This is a genomic window from Actinokineospora bangkokensis (genome assembly GCF_001940455.1).
Lineage (GTDB): Bacteria > Actinomycetota > Actinomycetes > Mycobacteriales > Pseudonocardiaceae > Actinokineospora > Actinokineospora bangkokensis.
Map to the genome: position 1 here is coordinate 22805 of NZ_MKQR01000022.1, position 14470 is coordinate 37274.

Here is a 14470-nt window from a genome sequence, read left to right on the forward strand (position 1 = left end):
CCGGTTTAGCGCACGCCTTCCATCAAGCGCTTCACCATCGGCGTGAGCGCCGCCATGACGACGCCCAGCGCGATCGCCCCGGCACCCAGCAGGCCGAAGTACGCGGGCTCCTCGTCGGCGTCGTAGAACTCCGCCAGCGCGCCCGCCACCGACGACCCCAGGGCCACCGACAGGTAGAACAGCGCCACCATCTGCGCCGGGAACGCCGCCGGGGCCAGCTTCGTCGCCAGCGACAGGCCCACCGGCGACAGGCACAGCTCACCGAGCACGAACACGATGAGCACCAGCACCAGCAGCAGCGGCGGCACCACGTTCTCGCCCCGGTCGAAGCCCAGCAGCGCCATCACCAGGAACGCCACGCCCATCAGCCCGACGCCCAGGGCGAACTTGACCGGCGAGCCGGGCTGGCGCGAGCCCAGCTTGACCCAGGTCGCGGCGAACACCGTGGCCAGCAGCACCACGAACAGCGGCTCGACGGCCCCGAAGAACGACGGCGGCACCTCGAAGCCGAGCACGTCCCGGTCGACGCGGGTGTCGGCGTAGATGGCCAGCACGGTGAACTGCTGCTGGAACAGCGCCCAGAACCCGAAGCTGACCAGGAACATCGGGATGAACGCCAGCACCCGGCGGCGCTCCACCCGCTCCACCCGCGCGCTGGTCAGCAGCACCCCGAACAGCACCAGCGCCGCCGCGGCGATCACCCACGTGACGACCTGGGCCAGGTTCTCCGCGTCGACCACCCCGAGCAGCACCAGCGCGACCACCACCACGACCCCGGCGGCGATGACGCCGAAGGCGCGCGCCCGCTCGGCCGGGGCCAGCGGGTTGGGCACCACCCGCCCCTCCGGCGGCAGGTGCTTGCGGCCCAGGGCGAACTGGGTGAGCCCGATGGCCATGCCCAGCGCGGCCAGCCCGAAGCCCCAGTGGAAGCCCAGGCTGGTCTGGAGCAGGCCGGTGAGCACCGGGCCGAGCAGGGCGCCGATGTTCACGCCCATGTAGAAGATCGAGAACCCGGCGTCGCGGCGCTCGTCGCCCTCGGCGTAGAGGGCGCCGACCAGGGTGGTCGCGGTCGCCTTGAGCCCGCCGGAGCCGATCGCCACGCACACCAGGCCCACCCCGACGCCCACCACGCCGGGCAGCGCCGCCAGCGCGATGTGGCCGACGAGGATCAGCGCGCCACTGGCGAACAGCGTGCGCTCGGGGCCCAGCAGCCGGTCGGCCACCCAGGACCCGGCGATGGTCGACAGGTACACCGCGCCGCCGTAGGCGCCGACGATGCCCGCCGCCGTGGTCTCCTCGATGGCCAGGCCGCCGTCGGCCACCGAGTAGTACAGGTAGTACAGCAGGATCCCCTGCATGCCGTAGTAGGAGAACCGCTCCCACATCTCGGTCCCGAACAGGTTCGCCAGGCCCCTGGGGTGCCCGAAGAACCCCCGCTCCGACCGGACCTCACCGACGGCTGGCACAGCCACGACCCCAATCTCCCGTGCGGCGGAGCCGCGCCCCGCGCTGCACCCCCGACCTTCCCGCGCGGCGCCCGACCCACACCACCTCCGATCGGACGGTCCGGTTCACAGCCCGTTCGCGGACAGCCACGCCGGGTCGGGGTCGATCTGCTGGACGACCTCCAGCACCGGGCCGGGGGTGCGGGCGAAGAAGTGCCGCTGCCCCCACGGCTCGTCGCGGCACCCGGCCAGCAGCTCCACGCCCGCGGCCAGCAGGCGCCGCTCCTCGGCCTGGGCGTCGTCCACCACGAGCGCGAGCACCGAGCCCGCCGCCGCCCCCAGGCCCGGCGGCATGCTCGGGTGGCCCTCGGCGACGAAGTCCACCGTGAGCGCCGGGTGGTCGGGGTGGCCCAGGTCGACGTACCAGCCGAGGTCGACCTGCACCCGGCACCCGAGGTGGTCGACGAAGAAGTCCCGCGCGGCGGCGGGGTCGGGGACGAGGAACACGACGGCGGAGCGCGAGAAGGACATCGGCATGGGCCCCACCTTGTCCGGTCGTGATCCACTCCACGGGGTGACACGCCGTCGGGTGATGACAGCGTTGGCGCGCGGTGACAATCCCCGATAATCGCAGCGACACCCCCCGGTGCGGTGTGTCACACCACTGGTTCTGAATCGCTACCCGTCGGTAACCTCGCTCCACCTGGGACAGCGAGACCCCAGGCGAGAAACGATCCCCAGGAGGCCCGACGTGCAGAAGATCCTCGACGCCATCCAGGCCGATGAGCTGGACGCGATCGGCACCCTGCCGGTGCCGGAGTCCTACCGCGGCGTGACCGTGCACGCCGACGAGGCCGAGATGTTCGCCGGGGTGCCCTCACGGGACAAGGACCCGCGCAAGTCGCTGCACCTCGACGAGGTCGCGACCCCGGAGCTGGGCCCCGGTGAGGCGCTGGTGGCGGTGATGGCCTCGGCCATCAACTACAACACCGTCTGGACCTCGATCTTCGAGCCGGTGTCCACGTTCGGCTTCCTCAAGCGCTACGGCAGGCTCTCGCCGCTGACCAAGCGCCACGACCTGCCCTACCACGTGGTCGGCTCCGACCTCGCGGGCGTCGTGCTGCGCACCGGGCCCGGCGTGCACCAGTGGAAGGCGGGCGACGAGGTCGTCGCGCACTGCCTCAACGTCGAGCTGGAGTCGCCCGACGGCCACAACGACACCATGATGGACAACGAGCAGCGCATCTGGGGCTTCGAGACCAACTTCGGCGGCCTGGCCGAGATCGCGCTGGTCAAGTCCAACCAGCTGATGCCCAAGCCCGCCCACCTGACCTGGGAGGAGGCGGCCTCGCCCGGGCTGGTGAACTCCACCGCCTACCGGCAGCTGGTCTCGACCAACGGCGCGAACATGAAGCAGGGCGACACCGTGCTGATCTGGGGCGCCTCCGGCGGCCTGGGCTCCTACGCCACCCAGTTCGCCCTCAACGGCGGCGCCATCCCGGTGTGCGTGGTGTCCTCGCCGGAGAAGGCCGAGATCTGCCGCAAGATGGGCGCGGAGCTGATCATCGACCGCAACGCCGAGGGCTACCGGTTCTGGAAGGACGAGGCCACCCAGGACCCGAAGGAGTGGAAGCGCTTCGGCGCCAAGATCCGCGAGCTCACCGGCGGCGAGGACCCCGACATCGTCTTCGAGCACCCGGGCCGGGAGACCTTCGGCGCCTCGGTGTACGTCACCCGCAAGGGCGGCACGATCGTCACCTGCGCGTCGACCTCGGGCTACATGCACGAGTACGACAACCGGTACCTGTGGATGAACCTCAAGCGCGTCATCGGCTCGCACTTCGCCAACTACCGCGAGTCCTACGAGGCCAACCGCCTGATCGACAAGGGCCTGATCCACCCGACGCTGTCGAAGGTCTACCAGCTGGAGGACACCGGCCAGGCCACCCTCGACGTGCACCACAACTCCCACCAGGGCAAGGTCGGCGTGCTGTGCCTGGCCCCCGAGGAGGGCCTGGGCGTGCGCGACCACGAGAAGCGCGCCAAGCACCTCGACGCCATCAACCGCTTCCGCGGCGTCTGAGCCCCCCGGGCGGTGCCGCGCCGCGCGGCACCGCCCGGGTGTCCGACCAGGAGGGGCATTCCGCCACTTGCGCGAGAGCGGTGGCGGCGGGACGGGTAGCGTGGGCGCATGGCTTTGGGCGAGGAACGCGATCTCGTGCCGCTGGGCGCGGGCTTCGACATCACCAAGCGCGGCTACAGCCGCGCCCAGGTGGACGAGCACCTCGAACGGCTCGACGCGGAGCTGCAACTGCTGCACGCCGACCGCAACGCGGCGGTGGCGCAGGCCGGTGACCTGGCCAAGCAGCTGGAGGACGCGCGCGGGCAGATCGACGACATGCGCGGGCAGATCGACCGCCTGTCGCTGCCGCCCACCACGCTGGAGGGCCTGAGCGAGCGGTTGCAGCGGATGCTGCGGCTGGCCACCGACGAGGCCGACGCGACCAAGCGCCGGGCCGAGGCCGAGGCCGCGCACATCCGCGCCCAGGCCGAGGCCGACGCCCAGGTGCTCAAGCAGCGCTACGACCGGATGACCGCCGAGCTGGAGGCCCGCAGGCAGGCCATGGAGGCCGAGCACCGCGGGGTCATCGACAAGGCCAGGGCCGACGCCGAGCAGACCGTGGGCCGCGCCCGCGCCGAGGCCGCCCGGCTGGAGGCCGAGTCCGAGGCCCGCCGCACCCAGGTGGAGGAGGACTTCGAGATCGCCATGGCCGGTCGGCGCACCGAGTCGATGCGCCTGCTGGCCGAGCGCGAGGCCACCTCCAAGGCCGAGGCCGAGCGCCGCGTCCGCGAGGCCACCGAGGAGGCCAACCGCCGCCGCCACGACGCGATCACCGAGTCCACGGCCCGCCTGCAGGAGGCCACCACCGAGGCGCACCGGCGCGTCCGCGAGGCGACCGAGGAGTCCAACCGCCGGATCAGCCACGCCACCCAGCGCGTCGCCGCCCTGCGCCACCTGCGCGCCCGCGTCGCCGACCAGCTCGTCTCCGCCCGCGACCTCATCGCCGACGCCCACGTCCAGCTCGCCGACGCCGCCCCGGTCCTCGACCCCCTCCCCGAGGAGCGCCTGGCGGGCTCCGCCCCTGTCGTCGACACCCCCGACGCCGCCCTGGCCGACGAGCCGACCCGCACCACCACCCCCGCCATCGCGGGCCCGCCCCGCGAACCCTGGGAGCCCGCGGAGGTCTCCGCCGACCACGAGCCGCTGCCCGCCCCCGCGGACACCGACGCGGACCCCGACCGCACGCGCACCCTGCCCAGGCCGTCACCGGTCACCCGCCGCTGACCCCACCGCCCGTCCGCAGGCCCGTCGACCCCAGGTCGGCGGGCCTGCGGCGCGTCAGACCCCGGACGGGGCCTCGTCGGGGACGGTGACGGCGACCTCGGGGCCCAGGCGCAGGCCGCCGCTGAGGGTGAGGGCGTCACCGCTCCAGAAGGCGCCCGGGTCGTAGCTGTGCGGGCGGGCGTCGGCGGGCAGCAGGTCCATGGCCTGGTAGGTGGTGCCGACGACCTCGGCGCAGTAGGCGGACTCGAAGGCGTAGGCGCGGGGCTTCTGCCAGCGCAGGCGCGGGGTCTGGCCCGCGGCCCAGCGGCGCAGCAGCCGGGCGCTGGAGGGGAAGGGGGTGCCGTCGAGGCGGGCGATGGTGCGCAGCGCCGCGTCCTCCTGCTCGGGGCTGACCTCGGCGGAGAGCTGGCGCAGCCAGGCGCGCTGGCCGTACTTGTTGGCCCACACCAGGACGGCGTCGCGCAGGTCGTGCAGCTGCACGCCGCGCTGGTGCTTGCCGGACCACCGGTCGGGCAGCGACCGGCCCAGCTCGGCGTGCCACATCAGCGGGGGCAGGTCGTCGAGCACCACGGCCATGCCGACGTGGTTGACCGGGCTGTTGGTCAGGGTCTGGATGGCCCGGTCGGCGGGGGTGCGGCCGCGGAAGAGCCACAGGTCGCCGGTGCGGGTCAGGGCCACCGCCTCGTCCAGGTCGATCACAGGTGCAGACGGTAGCCTGCCCGGGTGCGCAGCGCGGTGTGGAAGTTCCTGGGCCTGGCAGGCGTGGTCGGCGTGGCCGCCACCGGAGCGGCGGTCGCCCGCGCCGAGCGCAAGCGCCAGTCCTACACCCCCGACGAGGTCCGCGCCCGCCTGCACCAGCGGGTGGCCGACGCCGAACGCACCACTCCCCCCGCCCCCTGATCCCCCGCAGCCGGACCGCCCCGCGCCCTGACGCCCTGCGCCTCCCACGGCATCCCGAGCCCCTGGCGCCACCCGTCGAGTTGTCCACAGCCAGTTCGCCGGGGTCGGGTTTTGTCGTCCCCCACCGGTAACGTTGAAAACAGGGGTCCCCTTGCCCGGGCTACCCCCGCGCCAGCCTGGGCCGTGGTCGTACAAGAGGAAGCGGCCAAGGTGCCCACCCCCCAAGCCGAACCCGGACAGCAGGCACCGCCCGGTTGGGTGGATCCGCTTGGTCGGGGGAGGCGATCAAGTGCTACCCAAACGGGACGGGCGGGCGTCTTTCCAGCCCGCCTTTTCCCCGCCCGCAGCACATGATCGCCGTAGGGCCCCCGACCAAGCGGATCCACCCAACCGGGCCCACCACCAAACCCCCACACCCCCAACGAAGCCCGATCACCCCCGCCGGGGGGCTTGCGCCTTCAGGTGGGCTCGTTCGCCCTGTCGTCCGAAGAGGGCGAGGGCTTCGGCGGGGGTGGGGCCCGGGTTGCCGATCCAGTGGGGGACGCGGGTGTCGAACTCGGCGGCCTCGCCCGGGGTGAGGGTCAGGTCGTGGGGGCCGAGGACGAGCCGCAGGCGGCCGCTGAGGACGTAGAGCCACTCGTGGCCCTCGTGGGTGCGGGGGTCGGGCTCCTCGGTGGACGGCTGGAAGAGGATCTTGAAGGCGCGCGGTTGGCCGGGGGCGGCGGTCAGCGGCCAGAAGGTGCGGCCGCGGTGGGTGCGCGGTTCGGCGTGCACCCGGGGGTCGGGGGTGCTCTTCATCCCGACGAGGTCGTCGAGGTCGGCGCCGTGCGCGCGGGCGATGGGCAGCAGCAGCTCCAGGGTGGCCTTGCGCTTGCCGGACTCCAGCCGCGACAGCGTGCTCACCGAGATCCCGGTCTCGGTGGACAGCGTGGTCAGCGTGGTCCCGCGCTCCACCCGCAGCGCCTTGAGGCGGGGGCCGATCCCCGCGAGCACCTGGTCGACGTCCATGCCCCGACTTTGCCATATCGGCACGGGCTTTGGCACTTCGGCAGAACCGGGCGCACAGTGGCGGCATGCGGACACAACAGGAAGAAACAGGCCGGTACGAGGTGGTTGTGATCGGCGGCGGGCCCGCGGGGCTCAACGCGGCGCTGATGCTGGGGCGGGCCCGGCGGCGCGTGGTGGTTGTCGACGCGGGCGCACCGCGCAACACCCCCGCCGCCCACGCGCACGGCTTCCTCACCCGTGACGGCGTCCCGCCGCTGGACCTGCTGGCCATGGGCCGCGCGGAGGTGCGCCGCTACGGCGTCGACCACCTGCCCGCCACCGCCACCGACCTCGCGGGCGACTTCGGCACCGCCTTCACCGTCACCCTCGACGACGGCAGCACCGTGGTCGCCGACTCCGTGGTGGTGACCACCGGGCTCGTTGACGACCTGCCGGACGTGCCCGGCCTGGCCGAGGGGTGGGGGTCGCGGGTGCTGCACTGCCCGTACTGCCACGGGTTCGAGGTCGCGGACCTGCCGCTGGGCGTGCTGGCGACCGGGCCGCTGTCGGTGCACCAGGCGCTGCTGGTCAAGCAGTGGTCGGCCGACACGACCCTGTTCGCCAACGGCGTCGAGCTGTCCGAAGAGGACCGGGAGAAGCTGCGGGTGCGCGGTGTGCCGGTGGTGGAGGGCGCGGTCGCGAAGGTCGACGACGCGGGGGTGACGCTGGTCGACGGCACGTTCTCCGCCCGGCCCGCGGTGTTCGTGGCCGCGCGCTGGAAGCACACCGACGGCCTGCTGGGCGCCCTGGGCTGCGCGCGCGGCGACGACGGCGCGATCACCGTGGACCCGCAGGGCCGCACGTCGGTGCCGGGCGTGTTCGCCGCGGGCAACGTGGTGAACCCAGCGGCCACCGTCGTCGTCGCCGCGGCTGCGGGCGCCATGGCGGGCGGCGGGCTCAACCACGACCTGGTGACCCGGGAGATGGACCGCACTACCGTCGGGGCATGACCGACTACCAGCACCTCCTCGTGACCAGGGCGGGCGGCACCGCGCGGATCACGATGAACCGCCCGGCGCGCCGCAACTCGCTGTCCGAGGACCACCTGCGCGAGCTGCTCGCGGCGGTCACCGAGGTGGGCGGGACCGACGCCACCGGGATCGTGCTGGCCGCCGAGGGCCCGGTGTTCTCCGCCGGGCACGACTTCGGCGACGTGGCGGCCCGCGACCTGCCGGGCGTGCGGGCGCTGCTGGGGCTGTGCACGGAGCTGATGCGCACCCTGCACGAGGTGCCGCAGGTGGTCGTCGCCCGCGTGCACGCGCTGGCCACGGCCGCGGGCTGCCAGCTCGTCGCCAGCTGCGACCTGGCCGTCGCGGCGGACACCGCGGGCTTCGCGCTCCCCGGCGGCCGGGGCGGCTGGTTCTGCCACACCCCGGCCGTTCCGGTGGCGCGGTCGATCGGGCGCAAGCGTTTGATGGAGCTGGCCCTCACCGGCGACCCGATCGACGCGCGCACAGCCCTGGACTGGGGGTTGGTGAACCGGGTCGTGCCCGCGGCCGAGCTGGACGCCGCCGTCGACGACCTGCTGGCGAGGGCGACGCGCGGCAGCCGGGCGAGCAAGGCGCTGGGCAAGCGGACCCTCTACGCCCAGCTCGACCGCCCCGAGGCCGACGCCTACGCCCTCGCCGTGGAGGTCATGGCCGCGGCGTCCCAGCTGCCCGGGGCGCGGGAGGGCATGGCGTCGTTCCTGGAGAAGCGCCACCCCGTGTGGACCGACTGACCCCGGATCAGCGGGCCAGCCAGGGCAGCACCGCGCCCAGGAACGCCTCCGGCGCCTCCACCGGAACCAGGTGGCCCGCACCCGGCACCACCACCAGCTGCCCGCCGGTGAGCGCGGCGATGTCCTCCGCGACCTCGACGCCCATCACAGCATCGCGCTCGCCGTGGACCACCAGTGCGTCCAGGTCGAGCGCGCGCAGGGTCTCCCGGGAGTCCGGCCGGGCCGCCATCGCGCGCGCCGTCCACGCCACGGCCGCCGCGGGCTGCTCCCCGATCCACCCCTGCAACCGGGGGGCGAGGCCCGGGTCCGACACGAGGTTGGGCGCCATCCCGGCCGCGGCGGACGCGCCCTCGCGTTCCACCCGATCTGCCAGCTCGAACCGGCCCCGGGCGGCCTCGGGGGTGTCCGCGACGGCCTTCGTCCCGGCGAACAGGACCCGCCCCACCCGCTCCGGGGCCACCCGCAGCAGCGCCATCAGCACGTAGCCGCCCAGCGACGCCCCGCCCACGTCGCACCGGTCGAGGCCCAGCTCGTCGAGCAGCCCCACCAGCCGCACCGCCACCGCCTCCAGCGACGGCGGGTCCACCAGGTCGCCGGGCAGGTCCGGGGTGATCACCCTGGCGCGCTCGGCCAGCCCCGCGCGCACCGGGTCCCACATCCGGGAGTCCAGCGGGAAGGCGTGCAGGAGCAGCAGCGGGGTGCCGGAGCCGGTGTCGGTGTGGCGCACCGGCCCATTCTCAGCCGTGGACGCGCTCGACCGCGGCCGGGGTCGCCAGCTCGGCCCGGTCGTCGGGGTGGGCGAGGTAGTGGTGGAAGGCGCGCAGCACGACCAACTGGTCCACCAGCATCAGCCGCATCGGCACCGCCGCGGACAGGTCCCGGGAGAACCGCGCAGCGAGGCTGCGGTGCCGCCCGCCCGCGACCCCCTCGGTCACCGTCGCCACGCCCAGGTAGTTCGCCGTGGGCCGGGTGTTGGCCCGCCCGAACCTGATGGCCACCGGGCGCACCTCGCGGACCTGCGACCACGGCACCTTCACCGGCGGCGGCGACCAGTTCAGCACCACGTGCTCGGGGGTCAGCAGCACCCCCACCGCGCGCGTGCCGCCGCGCAGGGCGAACACCCCGGCGGCGACGAACAGCGCCCCCAGCAGCCCCAGCACCCAGCCGCCCACCGCGACCAGGGTGTTCTCCGACAGCACCAGGAACACCGCGCCCACCACGAGCAGCGCGCCGAGCACGAGCAACCCGATGCCCGCCCCGGCCCCGGCCTGCCGGGTGGGCAGCAGCAGCCCGGTCTCGCCCCCGATCTCGGCCTGGCGGGCGCGACCGGTGGGGTCACCCCCGGGGTTCGCGGTGCCGTCGGGTTTGCGCCACGCCGGGGGCAGGTCCATGTCGACCATGGAAGCGCACCGGGCGCCCGGTGACCAGAGCGGGTGGGGCGTAGGTTGCTGGGCATGAGCGGCACGCGCACCGACCGGCTGCTGCTGCGCCCGGTCACCCGCGACGACCTGGTCGCCGCCGAGGAGGTCCTGGGCGACCCGCGCACCAGCGAGCACCTGCCCGGCGGCCCGGCCTCACCCGCCGAGGCCCAGGCCAAGCTCGACTTCTGGGTGGCGCACTGGCGCACCAGGGGGTTCGGCTACTGGGCGGTGGAGCTGGCGGGCTCGACCGGGGTCCTGGGCTTCGGCGGCCTGCAACTGGGCGACGTCCCCGGCGAGCGCTACCTCAACCTGTTCTACCGCCTGCGCCCCAGCGCCTGGGGCCACGGCTACGCCGCCGAGGTCGGCCGCGCCGCCCAGGCCGAGGCCACCGCCCGCGGCCTGCCGGTCTGGATCGTCACCGGCGCCGCCAACGAGGCCTCCCGCCGCGTGGCCGAGCGCCTGGGCTTCACCGAGTTCCGCCAGGGCCCCCACCAGGGCGGCTGGTCGCGCTTCTACCGCTGGCCCCCGGGCAACCCCGTCGCGCCCCCGCCCGCACCCCACTAGCCTCCCGCCCGTGCCGCTGACCGCAGACGACGTCGACACGGCGACCTGGTGGCTCGTCGACACCCTGTCCCCCGCCACCGACCGCGACTGGACCGCCCGAGCGGGCGAACTCACCTTCACCTGCTGGGAAACCGCGGAGCACCTCACCGACGACCTGCTCTCCTACGCCACCCGCGTCGCCCTCCGCCGCCACCCCACCGCCCGAACCCCCCCGTTCGCCTGGGCCAAGCGCCACCCCGAAGGCCCCATGACCCTCGCCCCCGCCGACCCGGCCGCGGGCCCCCCGGGTCTCCTCCAGGTCATCGAGGCCTACGGCGCCTGCCTCTCCGCCGCGCTGCGCACCGCACCCCCCACCCACCGCGCCTGGCACGTCTACGGCGAATCCGACCCCGAAGGCTTCGCCGCCATGGCCACCGTCGAACTCCTCGTCCACGGCTGGGACATCACCCAGGGCCTGTCCCTGCCCTGGAACCCCCCACCCGGCCTGTCCACCCAAGCCCTCCACCGCCTCTTCCCCCACGCCCCCACCACCACCGACCCCGACACCACCCTCCTCTGGGCCACCGGCCGCACAGCCCTCCCCACCCACCCCCGCCTCACCGAATGGCGCTGGTACAGCGAACCCCACCCCAACACCGCAGGCGAGCCCCCGCACCCCTAAGCCGCCGTTCAACCAACGCCCCCACCCCCCGAAGCCGAAGGCAAGCCCAGGACATCCCTCAAGCCGTCGTTCGGCCAACCCACCCCCCCGCACTCCACCCCGCCCAGCCCCACCAACCGCCTCGCAACTCCATGCCCCGTGGCGAAGCCCATCCCTCAAGCCATCGTTTGGCCAGCCCCACTGTCAGCCCGCAAACCATGGTGCCCAGCCCCACCAACCCCCCGGCACCCCCCGACAAAGCTCAGCTGAGCAGAAGGTCATGGGCTTTGCTCAGACCCCCCGGCCTGACCCAGTCCCGGCCGCTCGTAGCTCGGTGGAGGCGGTGTCAAGGGTGGGCGAAGCCCATCGCGAAGCGACGCCGAAGGCGCCCTTGACTCCGCCTCCACCGAGTTACACACTCGCGGCCCCCGAGGACAGGCCCCCACCGCACGCCCACAAGGACAAGCCCCCACTGCGCCCCAAGGACAAGCCCCCGCGTCACCACCGCTTGGAAGTAGGCCCCCGCCGCCCCCGAGCCCCCCAGCACGGCCGGTGCCAGTGCCGCCGATCCTCCACCCCGGTCCCCCCGTCCGAAGGCCACGCCACCACGTGCGCCACCCCCACCGGGATCTCCTGGTCACACCCGGGACACCGGTACACCTTCGTGGCCCGGGGCCCCGGCACGGCCCGGACCACCCACTCCCCGTCCGCCCCGGACTCCACCCGCTCAACCCCCAGCCCCACGGCCAACGGCCGGGGCGGGTCGGGTCGGCGGGCGTGGTTGCGGCGGGGCACGCTACCGATTATCGACAACCCCGGGGCATCATGTGCACCGTGCCCACCTACGACTTCCGCTGCCGCGCCTGCGGCACCACCTTCGAGCTGAACCGCCCCATGTCGGAGTCCTCCGCCCCCGCCCCCTGCCCCGAGGGCCACGCGGACACCGTCAAGCTCCTCACCATGGCGGGCCTCTCCGGCAGCGCCGCCACCCCCGCGGGCGGCGGCGGGGGCGGCGGTTGCTGCGGCGGCGGCTGCTGCGGCTGACCCCCGCCCAGCCCCTCACCCCGCCCTACCACAAATCCCCCTGACCAGCGGAAAACCATCCACAGGCCCAGGGGGACCCCCGATTTCCATCCTGCCACCCGAGGGCGACAGGAACGCTCACAAGATCGCGAGTTGTCCACAACCCGCAGGTCACCAGCGCCAACCCGCAGGCCATCGACCGCGCCGCCGACCGCAGGTCGCGAGTCGCAGACGGCCCCGGTCACCCTCAGACGACCGCGCCCCAGCCCGGCGGTTCGCCGGGCTGGGGCGCGGGGGTCACAGCGCTGGAGTCACAGCCGCAGGGGTCACTTCGAGTAGTCGCGGAAGCCCTTGCCGGTCTTGCGGCCGAGGCGGCCCGCGGTGACCAGGTGCTCCAGCAGCGGGGCGGGGGCGAAACCGGCCTCGCGGAACTCGTTGTAGAGGGTGCGCTCGATCGCCAGCGAGACGTCGAGGCCGACGACGTCGAGCAGCTCGAACGGGCCCATCGGCAGCGAGCACCCGACCTTCATGGCGGTGTCGATGTCCTCGCTGGTGGCGTAGTGGGCCTCCAGCATCTTCACCGCGTCGTTGAGGTACGGGAAGAGCAGGGCGTTGACGATGAAGCCCGCCCGGTCGCCGCAGTGCACCGGCTGCTTGCCCACCTTCAGGCACAGGGCGCGGGCGGTGGCGACGACGTCGGCGCCGGTGGAGATGGTCTCGACGATCTCGACCAGCTTCATGACCGGGGCCGGGTTGAAGAAGTGCAGGCCCACCACGTCGGCGGGGCGGGAGGTGGCGGCCGCGCACTCGATGACCGGCAGCGAGGAGGTGGTGGTGGCCAGGATCGCGCCGGGCTTGACCACCTCGTCGAGGGCGCCGAAGACCGCCTGCTTGATCGCCAGCTCCTCGGCGACGGCCTCGATGACCAGGTCGCAGTCGGCCAGCTCCTCGAACTCCACCGCCGGGGAGATGCGGGCCAGGACCTCGTCGCGGGCGTCCTCGGCCAGCTTGCCCTTGGCGACCTGGCGGTCGAGGGACTTGCGCACCCGGCCCACCGACGCCTCGGCCTTGTCGGCGCTGCGGGCGCGCAGGATGACCTCGTAGCCCTTGCGCGCGAACACCTCGACGATGCCGGTGGCCATGGTGCCGGTGCCGACCACGCCGACCTTGCGCACCTCGCGCACCTGGGCGTCGGCGTCGGCGGCCGCGGCGGGGGTGAGCGCGTCGGCCACCACGGTCGGGGACTCGGGGGCGTCGTAGGTGTAGAAGCCGCGCCCGCTCTTGCGGCCCAGCAGGCCCGCGGTGATCATCTGCTTGAGGATCGGCGCCGGGGCGTGCAGCCGGTTGCGCGACTGCGCGTACATCGTCTCGAGGATCTCGTAGGCGGTGTCCAGGCCGATGAGGTCGAGCAGCGCCAGCGGGCCCATCGGGTAGCCGCAGCCGTAGCGCATGGCGGCGTCGAGGTCCTCGCGGGTGGCGTAGCGCGACTCGTACATCTCCGCGGCGTGGTTGAGGTAGCCGAACAGCAGGGCGTTGGCGATGAACCCGGCCCGGTCGCCGATCACCACCGGCTCCTTGCCGAGCTTGCGGGCGAACTCGACGACGTCCTCGACGACCTCGGGCTCGGTGACCACGGTGCGCACGACCTCGACCAGCTTGAGCACCGGCGCGGGGTTGAAGAAGTGCAGGCCGACGACCTTGCCCGGCCTGCCGGTGCCCACGCCGATCTCGGTGATCGACAGCGACGAGGTGTTGGAGGCCAGCACGGCGTCGGGCTTGAGGATGCCGTCGAGCTCGGCGAACACCCGGCCCTTGAGCTCCAGCGACTCCGGGATGGCCTCGACCACCAGGTCGGCCTCGACCAGGTCGCCCAGCGCGGTGCTGTAGCTGATCCGCCCGAGCAGCGCGGTGCGCTCCTCCTCGGTCAGCTTGCCCTTGGCCACGGCCCGCGCGGTCGAGTGCTCGACGCTGCCGCGCCCGCGCTCCACGCCCGCCCCGTCGACCTCCACCGCGACCACCTGGACCCCGGTCCTGGCGAGCACCTCAGCGATCCCGGCCCCCATGGTCCCGAGACCGACAACCCCGACGGTGGAGAACTCACGTGCCACGACGACCTCCGCGGATCCGACTGCAACGGCGGTACTGCTGAACGGCAGCCTGTCGGCTACTTCCCAGTAACATCGCAGCCCGCGGTGCCCCCGCACCAGCGGGAACGGCGTGAACTCCACCACTGGAACGGTCGAGGAAGGCTGGGGGCGGTACGGGGTACCGGGTGGGCGGGACTGGGCTCCTGGGGGGTGGGGGTGTGGGAGCGCGCGTTGTGGAGGGTTGTTTCTTGGGGGGCGCGTTGTGGGGGCCGCTTGC

15 protein-coding genes are annotated in these 14470 nt (G+C 73.7%); 8 read left to right on the forward strand and 7 right to left on the reverse strand.

The window, feature by feature from the left end; genetic code table 11:
* Nucleotides 1–5: 5 nt before the first annotated feature.
* Both BJP25_RS21285 and BJP25_RS21290 read right to left on the reverse strand, forming a co-directional pair.
* Nucleotides 6–1466, reverse strand: a complete 1461-nt coding sequence (locus BJP25_RS21285; protein WP_075976770.1) for a peptide MFS transporter — start codon at nucleotides 1464–1466, stop codon at nucleotides 6–8.
* A 105-nt stretch (nucleotides 1467–1571) separates the two neighbouring features.
* Entirely contained in the window at nucleotides 1572–1982 is a 411-nt protein-coding gene (locus BJP25_RS21290) for a VOC family protein (RefSeq protein ID WP_084794315.1), read from the reverse strand.
* 214 nt (nucleotides 1983–2196) lie between these two features.
* On the opposite strand from BJP25_RS21290, the gene ccrA reads away from it, so the two are divergent.
* Nucleotides 2197–3528, forward strand: a complete 1332-nt coding sequence (gene ccrA, locus BJP25_RS21295) for a crotonyl-CoA carboxylase/reductase (RefSeq protein ID WP_075976771.1) — start codon at nucleotides 2197–2199, stop codon at nucleotides 3526–3528.
* A 108-nt stretch (nucleotides 3529–3636) separates the two neighbouring features.
* Nucleotides 3637–4791: a coiled-coil domain-containing protein gene (locus BJP25_RS21300; protein ID WP_075976772.1), complete on the forward strand. Its 1155-nt coding sequence runs from the start codon at nucleotides 3637–3639 to the stop codon at nucleotides 4789–4791.
* Between the two features lie 54 nt (nucleotides 4792–4845).
* On the opposite strand, the gene BJP25_RS21305 is transcribed toward BJP25_RS21300, so the two are convergent.
* Nucleotides 4846–5490: a C40 family peptidase gene (locus BJP25_RS21305; RefSeq protein WP_075976773.1), complete on the reverse strand. Its 645-nt coding sequence runs from the start codon at nucleotides 5488–5490 to the stop codon at nucleotides 4846–4848.
* Nucleotides 5491–5514: 24 nt separating this feature from the next.
* On the opposite strand from BJP25_RS21305, the gene BJP25_RS34290 reads away from it, so the two are divergent.
* On the forward strand, nucleotides 5515–5691 hold the full coding sequence (locus BJP25_RS34290) for a hypothetical protein (protein ID WP_158075697.1): 177 nt from the start codon (nucleotides 5515–5517) through the stop codon (nucleotides 5689–5691).
* Between the two features lie 432 nt (nucleotides 5692–6123).
* Here BJP25_RS34290 and BJP25_RS21310 read toward each other — a convergent pair whose 3' ends face one another.
* A complete protein-coding gene (locus BJP25_RS21310; RefSeq protein WP_075976774.1) occupies nucleotides 6124–6699 on the reverse strand; it encodes a helix-turn-helix domain-containing protein in 576 nt (191 codons plus the stop codon).
* A gap of 65 nt (nucleotides 6700–6764) precedes the next feature.
* Between BJP25_RS21310 and BJP25_RS21315 the strand changes: the two genes are divergently transcribed.
* Complete coding sequence (locus tag BJP25_RS21315) at nucleotides 6765–7688, forward strand: NAD(P)/FAD-dependent oxidoreductase (RefSeq protein ID WP_075976775.1); 924 nt, start codon at nucleotides 6765–6767, stop codon at nucleotides 7686–7688.
* On the forward strand, nucleotides 7685–8458 hold the full coding sequence (locus tag BJP25_RS21320; RefSeq protein ID WP_075976776.1) for an enoyl-CoA hydratase-related protein: 774 nt from the start codon (nucleotides 7685–7687) through the stop codon (nucleotides 8456–8458). Before BJP25_RS21315 ends, BJP25_RS21320 begins: the two co-directional genes overlap by 4 nt.
* Nucleotides 8459–8465: 7 nt before the next feature.
* Here BJP25_RS21320 and BJP25_RS21325 read toward each other — a convergent pair whose 3' ends face one another.
* Entirely contained in the window at nucleotides 8466–9185 is a 720-nt protein-coding gene (locus BJP25_RS21325) for an alpha/beta fold hydrolase (protein ID WP_075976777.1), read from the reverse strand.
* Between the two features lie 10 nt (nucleotides 9186–9195).
* A complete protein-coding gene (locus BJP25_RS21330) occupies nucleotides 9196–9858 on the reverse strand; it encodes a hypothetical protein (RefSeq protein ID WP_075976778.1) in 663 nt (220 codons plus the stop codon).
* A 54-nt stretch (nucleotides 9859–9912) separates the two neighbouring features.
* On the opposite strand from BJP25_RS21330, the gene BJP25_RS21335 reads away from it, so the two are divergent.
* The 3 genes from BJP25_RS21335 (at nucleotide 9913) to BJP25_RS21350 (ending at nucleotide 12127) form a co-directional block, all read left to right on the forward strand.
* Nucleotides 9913–10443, forward strand: coding sequence for a GNAT family N-acetyltransferase (locus BJP25_RS21335; protein ID WP_075976779.1), 531 nt, complete (start codon nucleotides 9913–9915; stop codon nucleotides 10441–10443).
* Between the two features lie 10 nt (nucleotides 10444–10453).
* Complete coding sequence (locus BJP25_RS21340; protein ID WP_075976780.1) at nucleotides 10454–11104, forward strand: maleylpyruvate isomerase N-terminal domain-containing protein; 651 nt, start codon at nucleotides 10454–10456, stop codon at nucleotides 11102–11104.
* An 813-nt stretch (nucleotides 11105–11917) separates the two neighbouring features.
* Nucleotides 11918–12127, forward strand: a complete 210-nt coding sequence (locus BJP25_RS21350; RefSeq protein ID WP_075976782.1) for an FmdB family zinc ribbon protein — start codon at nucleotides 11918–11920, stop codon at nucleotides 12125–12127.
* Between the two features lie 305 nt (nucleotides 12128–12432).
* Here the strand turns inward: BJP25_RS21350 and BJP25_RS21355 are convergent, their stop codons facing one another.
* Entirely contained in the window at nucleotides 12433–14214 is a 1782-nt protein-coding gene (locus BJP25_RS21355) for a 3-hydroxyacyl-CoA dehydrogenase family protein (protein WP_075976783.1), read from the reverse strand.
* Between the last annotated feature and the right edge of the window lie 256 nt (nucleotides 14215–14470).

Bases quoted from the DNA above. Each gene is read 5' to 3' on its own strand.
- BJP25_RS21310 (WP_075976774.1), bottom strand. From the start codon at position 6,699: ATGGACGTCGACCAGGTGCTCGCGGGGATCGGCCCCCGCCTCAAGGCG.
- BJP25_RS21330 (WP_075976778.1), bottom strand. From the start codon at position 9,858: ATGGTCGACATGGACCTGCCCCCGGCGTGGCGCAAACCCGACGGCACC.
- BJP25_RS21300 (WP_075976772.1), top strand. From the start codon at position 3,637: ATGGCTTTGGGCGAGGAACGCGATCTCGTGCCGCTGGGCGCGGGCTTC.
- BJP25_RS21315 (WP_075976775.1), top strand. From the start codon at position 6,765: ATGCGGACACAACAGGAAGAAACAGGCCGGTACGAGGTGGTTGTGATC.
- BJP25_RS21290 (WP_084794315.1), bottom strand. From the start codon at position 1,982: ATGCCGATGTCCTTCTCGCGCTCCGCCGTCGTGTTCCTCGTCCCCGAC.
- BJP25_RS21335 (WP_075976779.1), top strand. From the start codon at position 9,913: ATGAGCGGCACGCGCACCGACCGGCTGCTGCTGCGCCCGGTCACCCGC.
- BJP25_RS21320 (WP_075976776.1), top strand. From the start codon at position 7,685: ATGACCGACTACCAGCACCTCCTCGTGACCAGGGCGGGCGGCACCGCG.